Raw genomic sequence first — 21,773 nt, forward strand, 5'->3', positions numbered from 1 at the left:
AAAGCAATGAAGATCTGGCAGAAGTCCGCGCTCGCCGTGGCCGCGGCATTGGCCCTGACCACGACGGCGTGCTCGCCGGCAGATCCGGGCGGCACCGGCTCGGCCGCGACGACCACGGTGACCGTCCGGCTGTGGGACGAGCAGGTGCAGAAAGCCTACGAATCCTCATTCCGGGAGTTCGAATCGAAGAATCCCGGAATCACGGTGAAGACCGTGCTGGAACCCTTTGCCACCTATTTCAACAAGCTCCGCACGGATGTCTCCGCTGGGAATGCGGACGACATCTTCTGGATTTCATCCTCGTACTTCTCGCCTTATGCGGACAGCGGCTCGCTGCTGCCGATCGGCGCGGATTTCGATGCGGCCAAGGCCGGATGGGTTCCGGCGGCGGTCAGCCAATACACGCGCAACGGCACTTTGTGGGGAGTGCCGCAGCTGACCGACGGCGGAATCGGGATCTATTACAACAAAGACCTGGTGGCCAAGGCGGGGGTCTCCTTGGCGGACCTGCAGTGGAACCCGACCGATCCGGCCAAGGACACCTTCCTCAAGGCTGCGCAGAAACTGACTGTCGACGCGGCCGGGAAAACCGCCGACGATCCGGCGTTCGATGTGGGCAACATCGTGCAATACGGGTACAACGCGAGCCAGGATCTGCAGGCGATCTATTACAACTTCATCGGCCAGAACGGCGGCGAATTCCAAAACGGCGAAGACTTTGTTTTCGCTTCGCCGCAAAGCACCCAGGCTTTCCAGTACATCATCGATCTGATCAACAAATACCATGTGTCCCCGGGCGCCGCGAACAGCAACGACAACGGTGATTTCATGCGGGACCAGTTCATCCAGGGCAAGATCGCAATGTTCCAATCCGGCACCTACAACTTGGCGAACGTGGCCCAGGGGGCCAGCTTCCCGTGGGCGGTCGCGCCGATGCCGGCCGGCCCGGCAGGCGCGGTCTCGGTAGTGAACAACATCATTGCGGCGGGCAATGCGAAGACCGGGAACAAGGACGCGACGAACAAGGTGCTGCAATGGCTCGGCTCGGCCGAGGGTGCGAAGTTCATCGGAGCCGAGGGAGCCGCCGATCCCGCGGTACTCGGTGCGCAAGACGCGTACCGCAACTACTGGAATGCAAAGGGCGTCGACGTTTCGCAGTTCGCCAAGGCTGCGCAGGGCAAAACCATCCAGGCCCCGGTGGGCACCAACTACGGGGCCGCGGTGAACGCCTGGAAGCCGATTTTCAATGAGATGTTCCTGGGCCGCACGCCGGTTGCCGAAGGGTTGAAACAAGCGCAGGACGCTGCGAACAAGGCGGTCAAGGGCTGAACGGCAGCCCCGGAATTCACTGCCAGAGCAGCTTGAGTTCCGGGAAAGCGGTTTCGTAGCCTTGCAGCAGTCGCCGCCCCAAAGATTCGTCGCCGACCAGCGGATGCAGGCTGAAGGCGAGCTGCGCCTGGTCCCGTTCGCCGTGCAGGGCCGCCCGGACGACTGCGGTTTCCACGGCTTTGAGCTGGGCGATCAGGCCGAGTTGGTGCATCGACGGCGTCGAAAGCAACGGCAGAGCCCGGGCGCCCGAGGCATCGACCCGGCTGGGCACTTCGAGCACCGCGTCCGGCTCCAGCGCCGGCATGGTGTTCCCATTGCGCACATTGAGGATCAACTCGGCCGGCGTACCGGTAAGCAGGGCGTTCATCGCGGCCAAGGCGACTTCTTCATAGCCGCCGCCGGCGAGGTCCGGCTCGTCGCGGGGTTCGCCGTCGTTCCGGGCCTCGGCGAGGTAGCCCTGCTCGCGGGCCCGGCGCGCGGCATCCCAGTGCCGGAACGCCTCGGGTCCGTGGAACTGCGGATAGCTGCTGCGTTGCGCATGCGCAATCGACTCGCCCCGGGTCTGCGGAGCCTGCTGCACTGCGGCGAGCGCAGCTTCGCGGCGGTAGTAGTAAAACAGGTACTCGTTCGGCAGCGAGCCCAGGGACCTCAGGAAATCCGCACCGAAGAGCCGCCCCTCTTCGAAACTGTCCAGTCGGTCCGCGGCGGCCAGCAGTCCGGGCAGGCGATCTGTGCCGGCCTCGGTCAAGCCGTTCAACCAGCCCAAGTGATTCAGCCCGAAGTAGTCGACACCGGCCATGCCGTCCAGCGAGACCCCGGCCGCTGCGGCAGCCCGCCGGACCAAACCCAGTGGCGAATCGCAGATGCCGATCACCTGTCCCGGAAGCAGAGTTTGCAGCGCTTGGGTGACCATGCCGGCCGGGTTCGTGAAGTTGACCAGCCAAGCCTCCGGGCAGTGCTCCGCCATCGCGCCGGCCAGCGAGTGCATGTACGGGATCGAGCGCAGGGCGTAACTGATTCCGCCGGCTCCGGTGGTTTCCTGCCCGAGCACCCCGAGCCGCAGAGCCACGCGTTCGTCCAGAACCCGCCCGGCGGTGCCGCCGACCCGGGTGGCCGCGAACACCACGTCTGCACCGGGCAGGGCTTCTTCGAGCGATTCCCGGAGTTCCACCGGCGGGCCGGGGAATGGCATCGCCTCGATCACCGCCAGGATGGCCCGGAGCCGGTCCGGGTCGACATCGTGCAACACCACGGAATCGATCAACCCGGAGTGCGTCCCGGTGCTCAGCGCCCGGTACACCAAAGGAACCCGAAAGCCGCCGCCACCCGCAATCACCAGACGCATGAGGTCCATTCTGCCTGCCACATCCGCCGAGCGTTGACTTGTGGCGGTCAAAACCCTTGTTAGCCGCCACAAGTCAACGCTCGGCGCGGAGAGACGAGTAGGCTCGTGGCATGAAACCGGGGGCAAACGCCACACAGAAGCGATTCGATCCGCTCGCCGCGCACCGCGGTCCGGAACAGCCGCAATTCGATTTGATCCTGAGCGGGTCGGTGTTCTTCGACATCATCTTCACCGGCCTGGCCGAACTGCCGGAAAAAGGCACCGAAATCTTCAGCGACGGCATGGGTTCCTGCCCGGGCGGGGTGGCCAACCAGGCGATTGCGGCCAGCCGGCTGGGATTGAACACCAGCTTGGCCGCAGCGTTCGGCGACGACGGCTACGGTGATTTCAACTGGACCGTGCTGTGCGACCAGGAGCATGTGGACTTGGGCAATTCTGAGCGCTTCGACGGTTGGCATTCACCGGTGACGGTTTCGCTCTCCGTGCACAAGGACCGTTCGATGATCTCGCACGGGCATCCGGCACCGAAATCGGCCACCGAGTTGTTCGGTGGGAATCCACCCGGTGCACGAGCCGCCGTGGTCTCCTTGGAACCGCAGATCGAGCCCTGGGCCATCACCGCGGCGCGCCAAGGCACCAAACTGTTCGGCGACGTCGGCTGGGATCCCAGCGGGCAGTGGCCGGTGGAAACTCTGCAGCACCTGGAACATTTCTATGCGTTCATGCCCAATGGCCCCGAAGCGATGGCTTTCACCCGGACCGATGATCCCTGGGCGGCGCTCTACGCTCTCGCGGACCGGGTCCCGGTGGCCGTGGTGACGGTCGGCGAGCAAGGCGCGATGGCGATCGACGCGGAAAGCGGCGAAGAGGAGTGGGTGCCGGCGCTGCCGGTCCAAGCGTGGGACCCCACCGGTGCCGGCGACTGTTTCGGCGCGGCCTTCGTGATGGGAACCCTGGCCGGTTGGCGGCTTGCTGACCGGCTCAGTTTCGCGAACCTCTGCGCGTCGTTGTCCGTGCAACAGGTGGGCGGTTCGCTCGCCGCGCCCGGTTGGGGCGACATCGCGGACTGGTGGCACCGGATGAATTCGGCCCGGGCCGGGGTCCGAAAACAGTGGCTGAGGCGCTACGCCTTCCTCGAGGACCTGGTCCTGGACGTGCCTTCGGAGGCGGTGCGCAGGGCCACTGCCACCATCGCGCACCATTCCGACGCCTGAGCCGTTCCGGTCGCCTGCGCACTTAGACTGGTTTGGTGAACCGCGCAGATTTCCCCCCTGAACGCCAAGCCGTGATCGACCTCGAGGCGATCCGGCAAAACGTCCGCCGGATCGCCCAGATCGCTTCGCCGGCGAAGGTCATGGCAGTGGTCAAGGCCGATGGGTACGGCCACGGCGCGGTGCCGGTGGCGACGGCAGCGTTGCAGGCCGGAGCCGCCTGGATCGGCGTGGCGCACGTCCGCGAAGCGCTGGAGTTGCGGGCGGACGGCATCGAGGCGCCGATCCTGGCCTGGCTGCACACCGCGGCAACTGACTTCGGCTCCGCGGTCGAGGCCGGGATCGATCTCGGCGTCTCCGGTTGGGAACTCGCGCACATTGTGGCAGCGGCCCGGGAACAGCAACGCCCAGCCCGGGTACATTTGAAGATCGACACCGGTCTGGGCCGCAACGGCAGCACCAGTGCACTCTGGGATTCGGTGATCGGCGAAGCGCTCGAGTACCAAGACGAGGGCTTGCTGCGCGTGGTGGGCTTGTTCTCGCACTTGGCCGTCGCGGACGAGCCGCACCGGGAAGAAACCGATGTGCAGTTGCGCCGGTTCCGCGAAGCCGTGGCCATCGCGGAAGATGCCGGAGTCGACGTCGAAGTGCGCCATTTGGCGAATACTCCGGCGATCTTCTCCCGGCCGGACACGCATTTCGACTTGGTCCGGGCCGGCATCGGACTCTATGGGCTCTCGCCGTTCGCCGGTCAGACTTCTGAGGATTTGGGCCTCAAACCGGCCATGACGCTGAAGACTTTCGTGGCCCATTGCAAAGACGTGCCGGCCGAGCAAGGCGTCTCCTACGGGCTGCACTACCGGACCGGTGAACCGAGCACTCTGGCCCTGATCCCGCTCGGCTACGGCGATGGGGTGCCCCGGATCGCGACCGGTGGCCCGGTGCGGATCGGTACCGAAATCTATCCAGTGGTCGGTCGGATCGCGATGGACCAGATGGTCGTGGACCTCGGCCCGGGCAACAGGGTGGCGGACGGCGAATCGCTGCTCGGGCGGGAAGCAGTGCTGTTCGGCGCAGCCGAGGCCGGCGATCCTTCGGTGGATCTCTGGGCGGCAGCAGCGGGCACCCTCAATTACGAGGTGGTGACCCGGATCGCGCCCAGGGTGCCCAGGGTGTATCTGCACGCCGGGGCCGCCGCGGAAGCCGCAGAATGAAGCTCGATGTTCCCGATCTGGCTGGGACCCGGCGGCTCGCCAGGGCTTTGGCAGGGCTCCTCCGGGCCGGCGATCTGATCATCCTTTCCGGTGAACTGGGAGCCGGGAAAACCACGTTCACCCAGGCTTTGGGCGAGCAGCTGGGGGTACGGGCCGGTATCATCTCGCCGACGTTCGTGCTGGTCCGGATCCATCCTTCGCTGGTCGGGGGGCCGGATTTGGTGCATGTCGACGCCTATCGGCTGGCCTCTGCGGCCGAGATCGACGACATCGACCTCGAGAACACCATGGACGTTTCGGTCACGGTGGTGGAGTGGGGCGACGGCCGAGTGGAACACCTGAGCGATTCCTATCTGCGGATCCGGCTGAACCGCGGCGCTGCCGACGAAGCCGGAGCTGCTGGAGATGCCGACGACGAGCCGCGCAGCATTGACCTGATGGCCGTCGGGCCGCGCTGGGAAGGCACGGACTTCAGTTCGCTCCTCGGGTCGTGATGCCGGCGGAAGCTCCTGGCCCCGAAGCCGCGCGGCACCGCCGGTCTGCACCATCCCGTAGGCTGGTACCGTGCTTCTGCTCGCCATCGACACCTCGGCCATAGCCTCTGCCGCGCTCATCCAGGATGAAGAACTGCTCGACGCCTTCGCCACCGAGGACACCCGGAGCCACGCCGAAGTGCTCGCCTTGGGTATCGGGCGTCTGCTGGAGGGCCGGGACACCCCGCAAGCGATCGCGGTCGGCGTCGGTCCTGGCCCGTTCACCGGGCTCCGCTCCGGAATCGCGACCGCCAGAGTGCTCGCCGACGTCTGGCAGGTCCCGTTGCACGGGGTGCTGAGCCTGGACGCGCTGGCCTGGGCCGTGCAGACCGCGGCAGCGCCGCCGTCGGGGGAGTTCCTGGTTGCCACGGATGCGCGGCGGAAGGAAGTGTATTGGGCGCGCTACGCCGCCGATGGGACCTTGTTGGCCGGGCCGAACGTCGGCGCGGCGTCTGAGCTTCCGGAGCTGCCGGTGTACGGATTCGGCGCCGGCATCTATGCCGAGGCATTGGCTGGCCACGCGGTCGAGGAGTTCCGCGCGGCCCAGCCCACCGCGGCGGCATTGGGGCTTTCGGCAGCGGCCAGGCTGCGGGCCGGCCAAGCGCTTCTGGACAGTGCTCCGCAGTACCTCCGCGAATCCGACGCCCAAGTCCCCGGGCCGAGGAAACGGGCCTTATGAGCGCAGGATTCCGGGTGATGACCGCAGCGGACGTCAATGCCGTCGCCGAGCTCGAAGGCGTGCTTTTCCCGATCGACGCCTGGCCGCGGCAGATGTTCGTCGACGAGTTGGCCCAGGCCAGCCGGCATTATCTGGTCGCCGAGGACCGGGACGAAATCGTCGGATATGCCGGTCTGATGTGTTTGCCGCCGGTCGCCGATGTGCAGACCATCGCAGTTCTGCCGGATTTCGAAGGGCAGGGCATCGGCACTGCCTTGCTGACCGAGTTGTTGGCCGAAGCCGGCCGCCGGGGCGCCACCGAGGTGCTGTTGGAAGTCCGGGCAGACAATCCCAGAGCGCAGCAGCTCTACCGGCGATTCGGGTTCGAACAGATTCATCTGCGGCCGCGTTACTACCGCGACGGCGTGGACGCCCTGGTGATGCGGGCGCAGTTGGGAGCACAAGCATGATGCCGCTGGTACTGGGAATCGAATCCTCCTGCGACGAAACCGGCGTGGGCATCGTCCGGGGTACCCAATTGCTGGCCAACACGGTTTCCTCTTCGATGGCCGAGCATGTGAGGTTCGGCGGGGTGATTCCGGAAATTGCCTCCCGGGCGCATCTGGATGCGATCGTCCCCACGCTCAATGAAGCGCTGGCCACCGCGGGGGTCGGCTTGGCGGACATCGACGCGATCGCGGTCACTGCTGGTCCCGGTCTGGCCGGAGCCTTGATGGTGGGCGTCTGCGCGGCCAAAGCGCTGGCCTTGGCGACCGGAAAACCGCTTTACGCGGTCAACCACCTGGTCGCGCACGTCGGAGTCGGGCTCTTGGATTCCGCGCTCGGCAACCGGCTTCCGGAAAACCTCGGCGCGCTCCTGGTCTCCGGCGGGCACACCGAAATCCTCCGGGTCCGCAGCCTCACCGAGGATGTCGAGTTGCTCGGCGCGACGATCGACGACGCCGCCGGCGAGGCTTTCGACAAAATCGCCCGGATCCTCGGCTTGGCTTATCCCGGCGGGCCGGCGATCGACCGATTGGCCCGTAGCGGGAACCCCGCCGCGGTGGCTTTCCCGCGTGGCCTGACTGCGCCGAAGTACCTGGGCAGCCGGGAAGCACCGGGCCCGCACCGCTACGATTTTTCCTTTTCCGGACTCAAGACCGCGGTGGCCCGGCGGGTGGAGCAGGACGAAGCCGCCGGCACCGAAATCCCGACTGCGGACATTGCGGCGTCGTTCCAGGAAGCAGTGTTGGACGTGGTGACCGCCAAAGCGGTGCTCGCCTGCCAGGAACAGGGAATCGGAACCTTGTTGCTGGGCGGCGGCGTCGCGGCGAACTCCAGGCTGCGGGAGTTGCTTGCGGAACGGACCGCCGCGGCCGGAATCGAGCTGCTGGTCCCGGCGACGTCGTTGTGCACCGACAACGGCGCCATGGTGGCCGCCCTGGGCGCGCAGTTGGTGCAACGCGGGGTGCAGCCGTCGGGCTTGGGCTTCGCTCCGGATTCTTCGCTCCCGGTGACCACCATCTGCCTCTGAACCCGCCGTCGAGTGGCCTGATCTACACGTCAAAACCCGGATTTGGCCTGCAGAGGTGGCCGCTCGGCGTCAGTTTTGGTGGCCGTCCCGGAGCAGTGCGACCAGATCGTCGACGACCGCGTGCAGGTCGCCGTCGTGGGCCCGGGCCACGGCTCGTTGCCGCTGGTAGCCGGCGCCCCGTCGGATGATCTTCTCGACGTCGGCGAGTTCGGCCGCGCAACCGAGCCGGGCAGCAACCGGCTCGAGTTTGTTGAGCAACTCGAAGAGGTCTTCGGTGACCAGCTTTTCGTTGGATTCGGCGTCCAGGATGATGATGGCGTCCATGCCGTAGCGGGCAGCCCGCCATTTGTTTTCCTGTACATGCCAAGGCGGCATGGTCGGGATGCTGCCGCCGTCATCGAGCCGGTCGGAGAACGACTGCACCAGGCACTGCGTGAGCGCGGCGACCGCGCCGACTTCTTCCAAAGTCGCCATCCCGTCGCAAATCCGCATTTCAATGGTGCCCAGTGCCGGAACCGGCCGGATGTCCCAGCGGATTTCGCTCTGTTGATCGATCACACCGGTGGTGAGCACGTCCTGCACGTAGTTCTCGTAACCGGACCAGTCTTTGAACTGGAAGGGCAAACCGGCCGTGGGGAGCTGCTGGAACATCAAGGCCCGCTGCGAGGCGTACCCGGTGTCCTCGCCGTTCCAAAACGGCGAGGAGGCGGAAAGCGCTTGAAAGTGCGGCACGTAATTGACCAGGCCGTCGAGCACTGGCATGGCTTTGTGCACCGAGTCCAGGCCGACGTGGATGTGCACGCCGTAGATCACCATCTGCGATCCCCACCACTGGGTCCGATCGATCAGTTTGGCGTAACGCGCTTGGTCCGTGACGGCTTGGGCTTGGGAATGGCTGAACGGGTGGGTCCCGGAGCACATGAGTTCGACGCCGGCGCGGTCGGCGGCTTCGCGTACGGTGCCGAGCGAGCGGCCCAGGTCGGCTTTCGCCTCTGCCACGGTCTGGCAGACGCCGGTGACCAATTCCACGGTGTTGAGCAGCAACTCGCGCTTGATGTGCGGATGTTCCTCATCGGATTGCAGTTCTGGGTGCTCCGCATTGATCACCCGCAGCAGCGAATCTGCTTGCGGGGTGAGTTCGCCGGTTTCGGCATCCACCAGGGCCAGTTCCCATTCGACGCCGAGCGTGGATTGGGCTGAATCGCCGAAAGGTATTTCCATGATTCGCCCCCTCCGGAGGTCAGCAAGGCTGGATAAGTGTCGCCCAAGTCTAATTCAGCCGGAGCCCCGGTTCCGACTCGATGACTTCGGGCCGTCATCGAGGCATTTGCAAATGAGAATCGTTCGCATGTAACTTGGAAAACATGCATCTTTCTCTTCTGGCCTCGCTGGATCCGCACTGTCGTCAGCGCGGCGCGGAACTGCTTTCCGGCACCCACCCGGACTCGGTGATCGTGGTCCATGACCTCTTGGACGATGGCCTCGGGAACAGCGCATTGGTGCTCCGTCGGATCTACCGGCAGGGCGAATTGCAGGAGCGGAGCTCCGGTCGGCTGGAGCACGGCTGCCTTTCCTGCACGGTGCGCCTGGACCTGGTGCCGACGGTGCGCCGGTTGATCCGGGAAGGGGTGCCACACGCCGTATTGGCGCTGCCGCCGGGGGTGGAGCCGGACATGGTGGTGGAGGCGCTTTACGCCGGGCTCGAAGAAGCCTTTTGCATCGACAACGCGGTGCTCGCCCTGGATCCGGCAGAACTCGAAGACCAGCTCTGGGACCGTCGGGGGCTCTCCGCGCTGGGATTGACCAGCTACCCGAAAGATCCGCGGACCCAGGGCGAATTCCTGGTCGGAACGCTGGCCCAGGCGGATACCGTACTGCCGTCCCCGTCATTGGCGAATGCGCTGATCGAGGCCGCGCACCCGCAGCGCGCGCTCGGCCTGGAGTTGCTGCACGAACTTGCACCGCACGCCGCGGTGGCGCTCCGCACCGAGCAGGTCCGGCCCGGCTGTTTCGATCTCGACGAGCTTATGGCCCGCCAGGCACCCGGCGAAGTCCGGGTGGCGGAGGACCGGAGCCCAGGTGTCTTCCGCACCGTCCGGTACCAACTGCAGCGGCCGCTGCACCCGGAACGCTTCCGTGCCGTGCTGCCGGAGCTGGCGGCCGGAAGCTGTTGGGTCCGCGGCCGGCTTTGGCTCGCATCCACGCCGGAACGGCGGATCGCGGTCCGGGGCATCGGGCCCAGGCTTTGGCTGGAGAACACCGGGGATTGGCTGCCCGGGATCGAGCAGCCGGGCAGTGTCCTGGCGCTGACTGGCCGGGCCGACGAACTGATCGAATCGGAAGTCCACGACTTGCTGGACTCCGCGCAATTGAGTCTGGCTGAAGCGGGCAACCGGCCGGAATATTTCGACGACCCATTCGGCTTAGACAGCCGTCATTGAAGGAGGAAAACCATGAAAGTCAGAAACTCGCTCCGGGCTTTGAAGAAGGTCCCCGGAGCGCAGATCGTCCGCCGCCGCGGCAGGACGTTCGTGATCAACAAACTGAACCCCAGGATGAAAGCCCGCCAGGGCTGAAACCGACTGCCGGTCCCGCTGCCGGCCCCGTTCCGCCCCGAAGCTGGCCCGGGGTCCGGGAGAGATCCGGGACCGGCGGCTATCCTGGATACCGTGCCTATCCTGAACAAAGACATGACCTTGTGCATTTCACTCGCGGCACGGCCGAGCAATATCGGTACGCGATTCCACAACTACCTCTACGACCGGCTCGGCTTGAACTTCGTCTACAAGGCGTTCGCCCCGGTGGACCTCGCCGATGCGGTACGCGGAATCCGCGGGCTGGGCATTCGCGGCGCCGCGGTTTCGATGCCCTACAAGGAAGCCGTGATCCCGATGCTGGACCGGATCTCGCCCTCCGCGGAAGCGATCGATTCGGTCAATACCATCGTGAACGACGACGGCGTGCTCACCGCCTACAACACCGACTACCTCGCGATCGAGCGGCTGCTGCTGGAGCACCGGATTCCGGTGACGAGCACCGTGCTGCTGCAGGGCTCGGGCGGAATGGCCAAAGCGGTCGCCGCGGCGTTGCGGAATGCCGGATTCGGTTCGGTGACCATCGTCGCGCGGAATTCCGAAACCGGGCCGGCGCTCGCTGCGCTCTACGGATTCGACTGGCTGCCGGAGGTGGCGGAACACCACGCGCAACTGCTGATCAATGTCACTCCGTTGGGCATGCAAGGCGCAGACGAATCGGTGCTGGCCTTTCCGCTGTCCGCGATCGAGGCAGCCGAGACGGTCTTCGACGTGGTGGCGCTGCCGGCCCGGACGCCATTGGTCGAAACCGCGGAAGCGCTGGGCAAAAAGGTGATTTCCGGTGCCGAAGTGATCGCGATCCAGGCCGAGGAGCAGTTCGTGCTCTACACCGGGGTGCGGCCGAGCGCCGAATTGGTCCGGGAAGCCTCGGAGTTTTCCCGTGCCGAGTCCTGAGCCGCGCCGGGTTCAGAGCGGTTCGACGACGGCGGCCACCCGCTCGCTGCCGATCCTGGTCAACACCAGCGTGGCCGAGTTTTTGGCTTTGGCTTTGCCGGCTTTTCCGCCGAGCAGCTGTTTGCGGAGCTCTTCGGGAGTGACCGCGGTACCGCGTTTTTTGATCTCCAGGGTGCCGATTCCGGCTTCCCGGACCCAATTGCGCAATACTTTGACGTTGTACGGCAGCACGTCGATGATCCGGTAGCCGCGCGCAAAAGGTGTGTCCAACGGTTCGGCCGCGGCCAAATAGGCGATCTGCGGGTCGACGAGGTGCGCCCCGATCCGTTTCGCCAGGTCCGCGACCAGCCCGGCGCGGATCACTGCCGGATCAGGCTCGTAAAGGTAGCCCTCGAGCGGTCCTACCGGAGCGTCCTGCGCCGCCGGATCGAAGTCCAGGGCGCTGTGCAGTTCGGCGCCGCGGGCAGCACCGAGCAGCAGCGCCGATCGGCGGATGCCGGGTCGGGCCAGCGCATTGAACCACAGCGTGGCCTCCACCAGATCGCCGTCCACCGAGACCCATTGCACTTCGCAACCGGCCGGGATCGATTCGTGCGGAATTCCGGGCCCGAGCTTCACGCCCACCGGCATGCCCCGTTCGGCGAGGCGCTCGACGAAGGAAAGCGGTGGGGAGAAAGCTTCCGGATCGAAAATCCTGGAGGTGCCGGAGCTCGTGGAGTCCCGCCGGGCCGGATCCAGCCAGATGCCGTCGACGGTCGCCGGATCGAACTGGGCGGCGTCGGCCTGGATCACCCGGGCATTGCGGAAGGGGAGTAGGTTCATGGTCGCGCAGGCCGCAGTGGTCTCGTCGAGCTCGACGGCGGTCACGTCCAAATCGAGGGTCGCAAAAGCCAGCGAATCGGCACCGATGCCACAGCCCAAGTCGGCGATTCTGGCGACTCCGGCGGCAGCGAAACGCTGCGCGTGCAGGGCGGCGACTGGCAACCTGGTGGCCTGTTCGAGGCCGGCTTGAGTGAAGATCATCTGCGCGGCGAACTCGCCGAACTTGGCGGTCGCCTTATTGCGCAATCTGGATTGCGTGAGTACCGCCGAAACCAACTCGGCCGAGTGCCCGGCCTTGCGCAGCCGTTCCGAGGTGGACAGCGCATCTGCCTCGGCGTACGGCCCGATCGCGGAGAGCAATTCCCAGCCTTCGGTGCTGAGCAGAGGGGCAATCGATTCAGTGGACATGAGGAAAGTCTAATTTGCGCCGGGCACCCTGCCGTTGACGGCTGCGAATCCTCCGGCGGGCATGGTGTGATGGATCCATGCCCATGGGACTCAGTTTGTCGCTCATCCTTCCGCCGGTGCTGGCCAGCATCATCGGTTCCTTCGCGGTGGTGCGTTGGCAGCCGCCCGGCCAGGTGGTCAGCGGGGTGCAGCATTTCACCGCCGGCGTGGTGTTGGCGGCCCTGGCGAGCGAGCTGTTGCCCGAGGTCAAAAAGGAAGGGAATTGGCTCTGGGCCGGAATCGGCTTCGTGCTGGGGGTCGCCCTGATGCTCGGCTTGAGCCAGTTCAGCCGCTCGATGGAAGCCCGGTATGAAAACGCCAAAAGCCTCCGCAAGGCCGCCATCCTGCCGATCGGACTGATCGTGGCAGTGGGCGTGGACCTGCTCGTGGACGGGGTCTTGGTGGGCTTGGGCTCCACGCTGAGTTTCAGCCAAGGGCTGGTCCTGGCCGCCGCTTTGACCTTGGAGATCCTGTTCGTCGGGGTCTCCTTGACCTTGACGTTGAAAGCCCAGGGGATCCGTCCGCTGATCGCCGCATCGGCGACGTCGGCGCTTTCGCTGTTCACCTTCGTGGGCGCTTTGATCGCCCTGTTCCTGCTCGCCGGTGCAGGTGCTTGCCGCGGTGCTGGCTTTCGGTGCGGCGGCACTGCTCTACCTGGTGGTGGAGGAACTTCTGGTAGAAGCCCACGAGCACCGGGAGACGGCGCTCCTGACGGCGTTGTTCTTCGTGGGGTTCCTCTGCGTTTACGTATTTGCCGCATTGGGCGAATGACCGCCTGTGCCCGGGCCGTGAATCTGCGGAAAACTGGCACTCGCCTTGACCGAGTGCTAATCGACTCAATAGAGTCGTAGTTAGCACTCTCATACCGAGGGTGCTAACTGAAAAGGCCGTATCCACGGTGCACCTACCGGCACCGCGACGACGGTTGACGCCCGTGGCGCGGCCAAACCCACAAACTACTGAGTGTGAGAAGGAGAGGTCCGAGTGTCGGTCTCTATTAAGCCTCTTGAGGATCGTATTGTCGTCCGCCAGCTCGAAGCTGAGCAGACCACCGCTTCCGGTCTGGTGATCCCGGACACGGCGAAGGAAAAGCCGCAGGAAGGCGAAGTCGTCGCCGTCGGCCCAGGCCGCGTGGACGACAACGGCAACCGGGTACCGGTAGACGTCGCCGTCGGCGATGTGGTGCTCTACTCCAAGTACGGCGGCACCGAGGTCAAGACCGGCGGCGAAGAGCTGCTGGTGCTTTCGGCCCGCGACGTTCTGGCCATCGTCGTCAAGTAACCCACCCGACCGATCCCTGCACCGCCGGCCCCGCCGATGGTTGCAGGGATTAGTCCGTGAAAGGACAACTGACTCATGGCAAAACAGATTGAATTCAATGATGCGGCCCGCCGCTCGCTCGAAGCCGGTGTCGACCGCTTGGCCGACGCGGTCAAGGTGACCCTCGGCCCGCGCGGCCGCAACGTCGTCCTGGACAAGAAGTGGGGTGCCCCCACGATCACCAACGACGGCGTGACCATCGCCCGCGAGATCGAGCTCGATGATCCGTATGAAAACCTCGGCGCGCAGCTGGCCAAGGAAGTAGCCACCAAGACCAACGACGTGGCCGGCGACGGAACCACGACGGCCACGGTGTTGGCCCAGGCCCTGGTCAAAGAAGGCCTGCGCAATGTTGCTGCCGGTGCTGCGCCGAGCGCGCTCAAGCACGGCATCGAGGTCTCGGTCGAGGCGATTGCCGAGCGGTTGTTGGAAAACGCCCGCGAGGTAGGCAGCGGCCAGGTCGCTTCGGTGGCCGCGATCTCGGCGCAGAGTGCAGAGATCGGCGAGTTGCTGGCCGAAGCGTTCGACAAAGTCGGCAAAGACGGTGTGATCACGATCGAGGAATCCTCCTCGATGCAGACCGAATTGGTGCTGACCGAAGGGATGCAGTTCGACAAGGGTTACTTGTCGCCGCATTTCGTCACCGACCACGAGCGCCAGGAAGCCGTGCTCGAAGACGCCTTGATCCTGATCAACCAGGGCAAGATTTCTTCGATCCAGGAATTCCTGCCGTTGCTGGAGAAGGCGCTCAAGGCGTCCAAGCCGCTCTTCATCATTGCTGAAGACGTGGACGGCGAAGCTTTGTCGACGCTGATCGTCAACAAACTGCGCGGTACTTTGAACGTGGTTGCGGTCAAGGCTCCGGGCTTCGGGGACCGCCGCAAGGCGATGTTGCAGGACATCGCGATCCTGACCGGCGCGCAGGTGGTCTCTCCGGAGATCGGCTTGTCGTTGGACCAGGTGGGTCTGGAAGTCCTCGGTACCGCTCGCCGGATCACCGTGACCAAAGACAACACCACGATTGTCGACGGCGCCGGGACCGATGCGGATGTCAAAGACCGGATCGCGCAACTGCGTGCCGAACTGGATCGCACCGATTCGGATTGGGACAAAGAGAAGCTGCAGGAACGCCTGGCCAAGCTGGCCGGCGGGATCGGCGTGATCAAGGTCGGCGCCGCCACCGAGGTGGAACTGAAAGAGAAGAAGCACCGCATCGAAGATGCTGTTTCCTCGACCCGTGCGGCGCTCGAAGAGGGCATCGTCGCCGGTGGCGGCTCTGCTCTGGTCCAGGCAGCCAAAGCACTCGACGAAAACGCCGAGGTGCTGGCGCTCACCGGTGATGCGGCGACGTCGGTCGGCCTGGTCCGCCGGGCGGTCGCCCAACCACTGCGCTGGATTGCCGAGAATGCCGGCTACGACGGCTACGTCGTGATCAGCAAGGTCGCCGAACTGCCCGACGGACACGGCTTCAACGCCGCGACCGGCGTCTACGGCGATCTGATCGCGGACGGTGTGATCGATCCGGTCAAGGTGACGCGTTCGGCACTGCGCAATGCTGCTTCGATTGCTGCTTTGGTCCTGACCACTGAAGCACTCGTCGTGGAGAAGCCGGAAGAGGACGAAGACTCGCACGCGGGTCACAGCCACTAGGCAAAACCACACGTGGGGTGTGGGGGCCAACCCTTGAAACTTCGGTTTCGGGGGCTGGCCTCCACACCCCACGTGTTTAACGCCGATGCCCTCCGGCTTCACAGGGGGCGTCGAGGTGTCGTCCGGCGGAATCTGTGAGCGGCTGGTACCGTTTAACGCGGCCATTGTGCGAATAAAGGATGTACATAGAGTGAAGGCGCGCCATCTGGGGGGTACGAACCTGAGGATTCCGGGTTCGGCGGTGAGTGCTCCGGTGCGGGGGTTTCGTCCTGAGATTGAGGGGCTGCGGTTTTTCGCGGTTTTCTTGGTGGTGGTTTATCACGTCTGGTTGGGTCGGGTTTCCGGCGGTGTGGACGTGTTTTTGTTGATTTCGGCGTTTTTGATGACGTCGCAGTTCGCTCGGAAGATTGATCGTGATGAGCGGATCAATCTCGGTGGGCATTGGTTGCATTTGCTCAAGCGGTTGTTGCCGATCGCGGTGGTGGTGATTGCTGCCACGGCGGTGATGAGTTGGTTGTTGTTGCCGGCGAATCGGTGGCCGTCGATCATTTCCGAGGGTTGGGCTTCGCTGTTCTATTTCGAGAATTGGTCGCTTGCTGCGAACGCGGTCGATTATTACGCGAGCAAGGATTCGGCGAGTCCGTTCCAGCATTTTTGGTCGTTGTCGATCCAGGGTCAGGTGTTTTTGATCTGGCCGTTGATTTTCTTGGGTATCGCGTTCTTGCGCCGGCGGTTGGGCTGGGACCATCGCCGGTTGATGCTGTTGGTGTTCGGTGCGATTTTCGTGGTCTCGTTGGCGTTCTCGGTGTGGGAGACGGAGACGAATCAGGCGTTTGCTTATTTCGATCTGCGCACCCGGTTGTGGGAGTTCGCGTTGGGGTCGTTGTTGGCGTTGGCTTTGCCGTTTTTGGGCGGGATCAATCGTCGGGTCCGGATTCTGATGGGCTGGGTCGGGATCGTGGCGATGGTTGCTTGCGGTTTGGTGTTGCAGGTGGATCAGCAGTTCCCGGGGTATATGGCGTTGTGGCCGACGTTGGCGGCGGCTTTGGTGATCGTTGCCGGGGATACGTCGTCGCGGTTCGGTGTGGATCGGGTGCTGAGTGCCCGGCCGTTGACGTTCATGGGCGGGAATGCTTACGGGTTGTATTTGTGGCATTGGCCGATTCTGGTGATTTTCTTGGTCTGGCAGGGCCGTCAGTCGGTGGGGTGGTTCACGGGTTCGGCGATTATCGTTGCCGCGGTGGTGTTGGCTATTGTTTCCACGCGGTTCATCGAGCGTCCGGCTCGGCGGATCAAGTGGGTCGAGGTGGCTTGGTACCGGTCGGTGCCGGTGGTTCTGGGGTGCGTGATCATCGCGGCGGTGCCGTTGGTGAGTTGGCAGGGTTATCTGAAGAACCAGGTTGCTGAGGCCTCGAAGAATTCTTCGGCGGATAATCCCGGTGCTGCTGCGTTGATTCCGGGGTTCGAGTTCCAAGGCAATCCCAACGCACCGATCCAACCCGCACCAGCCGGGATTTGGGAACAGTTCGCGGTGCTGGGTTCGGATTGCGAAGGCAGATGGGCCAGCGACGTGCCAGACATCAAATCGGTCTGCCGTGCGTATGCGAACAGCAACGCGCCGGGCAAATCGATCGTGGTGATCGGCGACTCGCATTCCCAGCAGTGGATGCCGGCCCTGCAATACGCAGCGGAAGAGAACAACTGGCAGCTGGTTTCGATCATCAAAGCGGCCTGCCCTTACACGGTCAGTGTGCCCAGTGCCACGGCGGACTGCAACGCCTTCAACCAGGAAGCCACCGACTACGTGACGGAACGCAAGCCGGATGCCGTCCTGACGGTCGGCACTGTGGCCAAGCCGTCATCATCGGATGAAACCCTGACCCCCGGTTTCGTCGAAGCCACCAACAACCTGATTTCGCAGGGGATCCAGGTCATCGCGATGCGGGACAACCCCAGGTTCAGTTTCAACATGGCCGAATGCGTGATCAGCAAAGGCAGCGAAGACCCGCAATGCAATCCACCGCGATCGTCGTTGTTCGCCGCGGCGAGCCCCTTCGAATCCGTGTCGGATCCACCCGAGGGGCTTTTCATGCTCGACCTGACGGACTACCTCTGCACCCCGGAGGTGTGCCCGGGCGAAGTCGGCAACATGTTCGTCTACATCGACGACAACCACTTGACCATGGACTATTCCGCGACCTTGGGGCCGGTGTTCAACCAACGGTTGCTGGCCGCCACTGGCTGGTCCCAAGACCCATGAACCCGGTGCTCATGTCGCTCGGTGGCCGGCCCGATAGGGATTGCTGCTGAACTCCGCGGGGTGCGGCCTCCGGGCCCGGACCAGCCGGTAGAAGACCAAAACCAGCACCGCGGAGACCACGATGCCCAAGAGGTTCAGCAGTAATTGGAGCGCTGAGCCGGCGGCCTTTTCCGGCTCGCCGAGCACCAGCGCCACGGCGACGAATCCGGCTGCCGGGACCGTGGTCACCGAGATGAAGACGCCGACCAGCACGGCGGACTTCCGGCCGATCAGGGAAATCATTCCGGCTGCTCCGGCGAGTACCGCGACGATGAAGGAAAACGGCCCGGGATGGTAGATGAATTCCACCGCGGAATCACCTTGGTTGATCGAATTCGGATCGAAGAAGCCCAGGGGGAGTGAAGCCCAGACTGCCAGCGCACACAGTGCCATGGCTACCGGGAATCCCACCAGCAACGCGGCGGCGGCCCGACGGGCGAGTGCCCAACGTCGGTCCACGATCGCCAAGGCGAGCCCGGCGAGCGGTCCGAATTCGGGGCCGACCACCATGGCGCCGACGATTGCAATGGTGGAATTCGTGACAATGCCGATTCCGGCCAGCTGGGTCGCGATGACCAGGAAAGCCAGGAAACTCCAGGACAGCCGGGCATCGTCGTTGGTGTTCTTTTCGACCTCATCCCAGATGATGGCGTCGGCGCCTTCCCCGGGCGCAGCCTCCGAGGCGGCTTCGGCGCGGGTGGAAAGCACGAGTTCGGGCGTGTCCACGGTGATCGAGCCCGACTCCGGGATGCCCAAGGCATCGAGTTTCTCGATGAATTCGCCGGCGGCTTCCCGGGCGATCTGAACCGAAACCACGTCCCCGGCCGGCAGGATCGAGGCGTCCTTGAAGACCGCCACTTCGGCGGTGCCGAGTTGTCCAGTCGCCAGTTCGATTACTTGTTCGGTGAGTCCCGGAGGACTGACCACCCGCAACTGCAGAGTCATAGCACTGACTCTATCCGCCCCGGCAGTCCGGACGGTGAAATCGATCACAGCGGCGGCCCGCGGAATAGGCGCCGTCGCAGTTTCGTTTTAGGATGTATCCAATCCCGGAATAGCGCACAGGCCAGCTCGTAATCACGCGCCGGCCATCGGTTGCAAACCCCACCCGGTACCCCCGCCTGAGGAGACCTTGTGACCCAGAATGAGACCCCCAACGACCCCTTCGCCCTGATCGGGCTGACCTACGATGACGTGCTGCTGCTGCCCGGCCACACCGACGTGATCCCTTCCGAGGCCGATACATCTTCACGGCTGTCCAAACGGATCACCGTGCAGACCCCGCTGCTTTCCGCCGCGATGGACACCGTGACCGAATCCCGGATGGCGATCGCGATGGCGCGTCAGGGCGGCCTGGGCGTGGTGCACCGGAATCTGTCCATCGACGACCAGGCTGAACAGGTCGACCGGGTCAAACGCAGCGAGTCCGGGATGATCACCAACCCGGTGACCATCGGCCCCGAGGCGACGCTGGCCGAACTCGACGAACTCTGCGCCCGCTACCGGGTTTCCGGCTTGCCGGTCGTGGACGGTGCCGGCCGGTTGCTCGGCATCGTGACCAACCGGGACACCCGGTTCGTGCTCGAATCGGAGTTCCCGACCCGGCTGGTGCACGAAGTGATGACCAAAATGCCGTTGGTCACCGGCAAGGTCGGAATCAGCCGGGAGGATGCTTCCGAGCTGTTGGCCAAGAACAAGATCGAAAAACTGCCCTTGGTCGACGACGACGGCCGGTTGCGCGGATTGATCACGGTCAAGGACTTCACCAAGGCCGAGCAATACCCGTTGGCGACCAAGGACGATGAAGGCCGGCTCCGGGTCGGTGCCGCGATCGGTTTCTTCGGCGACGGTTGGGAGCGCGCGATGCGGCTCATCGACGCCGGCGTGGATGCTTTGTTCGTCGATACCGCGAACGGACACTCGCAGGGCGTGTTGGAGATGATCCGCCGGCTCAAATCCGATCCGGTGGCTGCGCATGTCGACGTCATCGGCGGTCAGGCAGCCACCCGTGAGGGAGCCCAAGCGCTGATCGACGCCGGTGCCGACGGAATCAAAGTCGGCGTCGGACCGGGTTCGATCTGCACCACCCGGGTGGTGGCCGGCGTCGGCGTGCCGCAGATCACCGCGATCTACGAATCGGCCAAGGCCGCCGGCCCGGCCGGGGTGCCATTGATCGCCGACGGCGGTCTGCAGTACTCGGGCGACATCGGCAAGGCGCTGGTCGCCGGAGCGGACACCGTGATGCTCGGTTCGTTGCTGGCCGGAACCGAGGAAGCCCCCGGGGAACTGATTTTCGTGAACGGCAAGCAGTTCAAGTCTTACCGGGGGATGGGCTCGCTGGGCGCGATGCAGACTCGCGGCAAGAACACTTCCTACTCCAAGGACCGGTATTTCCAAGCCGATGTTTCTGGTGATGACAAGCTCATCCCCGAGGGCATCGAAGGACGCGTCGCCTACCGGGGGCCGCTCTCGTCGGTGGCCTACCAGCTCAGCGGCGGGCTGCGGCAGACCATGTTCTACACCGGGGCCCGGACGATCCCGGAGCTCAAGGCCAAGGGCAAGTTCGTCCGGATCACTGCGGCGGGTTTGAAAGAGTCGCACCCGCACGACATCCAGATGACCGTGGAGGCGCCGAACTACGGCGGACACTGAGGACTACGCCGTCGATTTTGTCCGGCGCCGGTGAAATTTCAGCGGCGTCAGGCAATTTCGGAGGCGTTGCCGTGTTGGATGCGGTGCTGCGGGACACGGTAGGCTGGTGCGGTGACTTACGAGATTGAGATCGGCCGCGGAAAACGGGGACGCAGGGCTTATTCCCTCGACGAAATCGCGATCGTGCCGTCGCGGCGCACCCGGGATCCGCAGGACGTGTCGATTGGCTGGCAGATCGACGCCTACCAGTTCGAGACCCCGGTGATCGCGGCCCCGATGGACTCGGTGATGTCGCCGGCCACCGCAATCGCACTCGGTGAATTGGGCGGCCTCGGGGTGCTTGATCTGGAGGGGCTCTGGACCCGGTACGAGGATCCGGAAAGCGTGCTCCTCGAGATTTCGGAGTTGGCATCCAGCACCGAGAGCGCAGCCGCGACCCGTCGTCTGCAGGACATCTACCAGGCGCCCGTGCAAGCGGAATTGATCACTTCCCGGTTGGCGGAAATCCGGGCTGCCGGAGTCACCGTGGCCGGTGCGCTCACCCCGCAGCGCACGCAGGAGTTCTACAAGACCGTGCTGGCTGCCGGAGTGGACATCTTCGTGATCCGGGGCACCACGGTCTCCGCAGAACACGTTTCCAAAGGCCAGGAGCCGCTCAACCTCAAGCAATTCATCTATGAGCTCGATGTCCCGGTGATCGTCGGCGGCGCGGCCGGATACACTCCGGCGCTGCACTTGATGCGAACCGGCGCTGCCGGCGTCCTGGTCGGCTTCGGCGGCGGTGCCAGCAGCACCACGCGCCGGGCGCTGGGCATCCATTCGCCGATGGCGAGCGCCATTTCCGATGTCGCTGCGGCCCGTCGCGATTACATGGACGAGTCCGGCGGCCGGTATGTGCACGTGATCGCCGACGGCGGCATGGGCACCTCGGGCGATATCGTGAAGGCGATTGCGATGGGCGCCGACGCGGTGATGCTCGGTACCGCGTTGGCCCGGGCGGAGGAAGCCCCCGGCCGCGGTTGGCACTGGGGTGCCGAATCGCATCATCCGGAGCTGCCGCGTGGCGACCGGGTGAAGCTGGAGACCGTCGGCCCGTTGCAGGAAGTGCTCTTCGGACCGGCGCACCACTCGAACGGCAGCTCGAACCTGATGGGCGCATTGCGCCGCTCGATGGCCACCACCGGATATTCGGATTTGAAGGAGTTCCAACGCGTCGAAGTAGTGGTCTCGCCCTACTGAGGCTGCAGGCTCCGGCAGATCAGTCCTTGGGG

20 protein-coding genes are annotated in these 21,773 nt (G+C 64.7%); 16 read left to right on the forward strand and 4 right to left on the reverse strand.

Annotation, left to right across the window (positions count from 1 at the left end; all coding sequences use genetic code 11):
- Positions 1-6: 6 nt before the first annotated feature.
- Positions 7-1,329, forward strand: coding sequence for an ABC transporter substrate-binding protein (locus JOE69_RS13945; RefSeq protein ID WP_309799678.1), 1,323 nt, complete (start codon positions 7-9; stop codon positions 1,327-1,329).
- Between the two features lie 16 nt (positions 1,330-1,345).
- Here JOE69_RS13945 and JOE69_RS13950 read toward each other — a convergent pair whose 3' ends face one another.
- Positions 1,346-2,674 (reverse strand): family 4 glycosyl hydrolase, encoded by a 1,329-nt coding sequence (locus tag JOE69_RS13950; RefSeq protein ID WP_309799680.1) that lies wholly within the window; start codon positions 2,672-2,674, stop codon positions 1,346-1,348.
- A 110-nt stretch (positions 2,675-2,784) separates the two neighbouring features.
- On the opposite strand from JOE69_RS13950, the gene JOE69_RS13955 reads away from it, so the two are divergent.
- From JOE69_RS13955 to tsaD, 6 genes are all read left to right on the forward strand, one after another.
- On the forward strand, positions 2,785-3,888 hold the full coding sequence (locus JOE69_RS13955) for a PfkB family carbohydrate kinase (protein ID WP_309799682.1): 1,104 nt from the start codon (positions 2,785-2,787) through the stop codon (positions 3,886-3,888).
- Positions 3,889-3,923: 35 nt separating this feature from the next.
- The gene (gene alr / locus JOE69_RS13960; RefSeq protein ID WP_309799684.1) at positions 3,924-5,099 is read left to right on the forward strand and encodes an alanine racemase; all 1,176 of its coding nucleotides are present in this window, start codon (positions 3,924-3,926) and stop codon (positions 5,097-5,099) included.
- Positions 5,096-5,593, forward strand: a complete 498-nt coding sequence (gene tsaE, locus JOE69_RS13965; protein WP_309799687.1) for a tRNA (adenosine(37)-N6)-threonylcarbamoyltransferase complex ATPase subunit type 1 TsaE — start codon at positions 5,096-5,098, stop codon at positions 5,591-5,593. Before alr ends, tsaE begins: the two co-directional genes overlap by 4 nt.
- A gap of 70 nt (positions 5,594-5,663) precedes the next feature.
- Complete coding sequence (tsaB, locus tag JOE69_RS13970) at positions 5,664-6,311, forward strand: tRNA (adenosine(37)-N6)-threonylcarbamoyltransferase complex dimerization subunit type 1 TsaB (RefSeq protein WP_296362128.1); 648 nt, start codon at positions 5,664-5,666, stop codon at positions 6,309-6,311.
- Positions 6,308-6,760 (forward strand): ribosomal protein S18-alanine N-acetyltransferase, encoded by a 453-nt coding sequence (rimI, locus tag JOE69_RS13975; RefSeq protein ID WP_309799691.1) that lies wholly within the window; start codon positions 6,308-6,310, stop codon positions 6,758-6,760. Before tsaB ends, rimI begins: the two co-directional genes overlap by 4 nt.
- Positions 6,757-7,824 (forward strand): tRNA (adenosine(37)-N6)-threonylcarbamoyltransferase complex transferase subunit TsaD, encoded by a 1,068-nt coding sequence (tsaD, locus tag JOE69_RS13980; RefSeq protein WP_309799692.1) that lies wholly within the window; start codon positions 6,757-6,759, stop codon positions 7,822-7,824. The genes rimI and tsaD overlap by 4 nt, the downstream gene beginning before the upstream one ends.
- Positions 7,825-7,893: 69 nt before the next feature.
- On the opposite strand, the gene JOE69_RS13985 is transcribed toward tsaD, so the two are convergent.
- Positions 7,894-9,045 (reverse strand): glutamate--cysteine ligase, encoded by a 1,152-nt coding sequence (locus JOE69_RS13985; protein WP_309799694.1) that lies wholly within the window; start codon positions 9,043-9,045, stop codon positions 7,894-7,896.
- A gap of 143 nt (positions 9,046-9,188) precedes the next feature.
- Here JOE69_RS13985 and JOE69_RS13990 point away from each other — a divergent pair, with 143 nt between their 5' ends.
- The 3 genes from JOE69_RS13990 (at position 9,189) to JOE69_RS14000 (ending at position 11,312) form a co-directional block, all read left to right on the forward strand.
- A complete protein-coding gene (locus JOE69_RS13990; protein ID WP_309799696.1) occupies positions 9,189-10,265 on the forward strand; it encodes a GTP-binding protein in 1,077 nt (358 codons plus the stop codon).
- 12 nt (positions 10,266-10,277) lie between these two features.
- On the forward strand, positions 10,278-10,400 hold the full coding sequence (ykgO, locus tag JOE69_RS13995; RefSeq protein WP_296362122.1) for a type B 50S ribosomal protein L36: 123 nt from the start codon (positions 10,278-10,280) through the stop codon (positions 10,398-10,400).
- Between the two features lie 93 nt (positions 10,401-10,493).
- Positions 10,494-11,312, forward strand: coding sequence for a shikimate 5-dehydrogenase (locus JOE69_RS14000; RefSeq protein ID WP_309799699.1), 819 nt, complete (start codon positions 10,494-10,496; stop codon positions 11,310-11,312).
- A 12-nt stretch (positions 11,313-11,324) separates the two neighbouring features.
- On the opposite strand, the gene JOE69_RS14005 is transcribed toward JOE69_RS14000, so the two are convergent.
- Complete coding sequence (locus JOE69_RS14005) at positions 11,325-12,542, reverse strand: class I SAM-dependent methyltransferase (RefSeq protein ID WP_309799701.1); 1,218 nt, start codon at positions 12,540-12,542, stop codon at positions 11,325-11,327.
- 83 nt (positions 12,543-12,625) lie between these two features.
- On the opposite strand from JOE69_RS14005, the gene JOE69_RS14010 reads away from it, so the two are divergent.
- From JOE69_RS14010 to JOE69_RS14025, 4 genes are all read left to right on the forward strand, one after another.
- Positions 12,626-13,432: a ZIP family metal transporter gene (locus JOE69_RS14010; protein ID WP_309799703.1), complete on the forward strand. Its 807-nt coding sequence runs from the start codon at positions 12,626-12,628 to the stop codon at positions 13,430-13,432.
- 133 nt (positions 13,433-13,565) lie between these two features.
- Positions 13,566-13,862, forward strand: coding sequence for a co-chaperone GroES (gene groES, locus JOE69_RS14015; protein ID WP_285728165.1), 297 nt, complete (start codon positions 13,566-13,568; stop codon positions 13,860-13,862).
- Positions 13,863-13,937: 75 nt separating this feature from the next.
- Positions 13,938-15,551, forward strand: a complete 1,614-nt coding sequence (gene groL, locus JOE69_RS14020; RefSeq protein WP_309799706.1) for a chaperonin GroEL — start codon at positions 13,938-13,940, stop codon at positions 15,549-15,551.
- A 253-nt stretch (positions 15,552-15,804) separates the two neighbouring features.
- A complete protein-coding gene (locus JOE69_RS14025) occupies positions 15,805-17,811 on the forward strand; it encodes an acyltransferase family protein (protein ID WP_309801307.1) in 2,007 nt (668 codons plus the stop codon).
- Between the two features lie 9 nt (positions 17,812-17,820).
- On the opposite strand, the gene JOE69_RS14030 is transcribed toward JOE69_RS14025, so the two are convergent.
- Positions 17,821-18,795, reverse strand: a complete 975-nt coding sequence (locus tag JOE69_RS14030) for a DUF389 domain-containing protein (RefSeq protein ID WP_309799707.1) — start codon at positions 18,793-18,795, stop codon at positions 17,821-17,823.
- Positions 18,796-18,984: 189 nt separating this feature from the next.
- On the opposite strand from JOE69_RS14030, the gene guaB reads away from it, so the two are divergent.
- Complete coding sequence (guaB, locus tag JOE69_RS14035) at positions 18,985-20,502, forward strand: IMP dehydrogenase (RefSeq protein ID WP_296365559.1); 1,518 nt, start codon at positions 18,985-18,987, stop codon at positions 20,500-20,502.
- A 111-nt stretch (positions 20,503-20,613) separates the two neighbouring features.
- On the forward strand, positions 20,614-21,741 hold the full coding sequence (locus tag JOE69_RS14040) for a GuaB3 family IMP dehydrogenase-related protein (protein ID WP_309799710.1): 1,128 nt from the start codon (positions 20,614-20,616) through the stop codon (positions 21,739-21,741).
- Positions 21,742-21,773: the final 32 nt, after the last annotated feature.

The organism is Arthrobacter russicus (genome assembly GCF_031454135.1).
Taxonomy (GTDB): Bacteria; Actinomycetota; Actinomycetes; order Actinomycetales; family Micrococcaceae; genus Renibacterium; species Renibacterium russicum.

Coding starts and splice junctions, on each gene's coding strand:
- tsaD (WP_309799692.1), top strand. CDS start 6,757: ATGATGCCGCTGGTACTGGGAATCGAATCCTCCTGCGACGAAACCGGC.
- JOE69_RS14010 (WP_309799703.1), top strand. CDS start 12,626: ATGGGACTCAGTTTGTCGCTCATCCTTCCGCCGGTGCTGGCCAGCATC.
- ykgO (WP_296362122.1), top strand. CDS start 10,278: ATGAAAGTCAGAAACTCGCTCCGGGCTTTGAAGAAGGTCCCCGGAGCG.
- JOE69_RS13950 (WP_309799680.1), bottom strand. CDS start 2,674: ATGCGTCTGGTGATTGCGGGTGGCGGCGGCTTTCGGGTTCCTTTGGTG.
- rimI (WP_309799691.1), top strand. CDS start 6,308: ATGAGCGCAGGATTCCGGGTGATGACCGCAGCGGACGTCAATGCCGTC.
- tsaE (WP_309799687.1), top strand. CDS start 5,096: ATGAAGCTCGATGTTCCCGATCTGGCTGGGACCCGGCGGCTCGCCAGG.
- JOE69_RS14030 (WP_309799707.1), bottom strand. CDS start 18,795: ATGACTCTGCAGTTGCGGGTGGTCAGTCCTCCGGGACTCACCGAACAA.
- JOE69_RS13990 (WP_309799696.1), top strand. CDS start 9,189: ATGCATCTTTCTCTTCTGGCCTCGCTGGATCCGCACTGTCGTCAGCGC.
- JOE69_RS14005 (WP_309799701.1), bottom strand. CDS start 12,542: ATGTCCACTGAATCGATTGCCCCTCTGCTCAGCACCGAAGGCTGGGAA.
- JOE69_RS13985 (WP_309799694.1), bottom strand. CDS start 9,045: ATGGAAATACCTTTCGGCGATTCAGCCCAATCCACGCTCGGCGTCGAA.
- JOE69_RS13945 (WP_309799678.1), top strand. CDS start 7: ATGAAGATCTGGCAGAAGTCCGCGCTCGCCGTGGCCGCGGCATTGGCC.
- groL (WP_309799706.1), top strand. CDS start 13,938: ATGGCAAAACAGATTGAATTCAATGATGCGGCCCGCCGCTCGCTCGAA.
- JOE69_RS13955 (WP_309799682.1), top strand. CDS start 2,785: ATGAAACCGGGGGCAAACGCCACACAGAAGCGATTCGATCCGCTCGCC.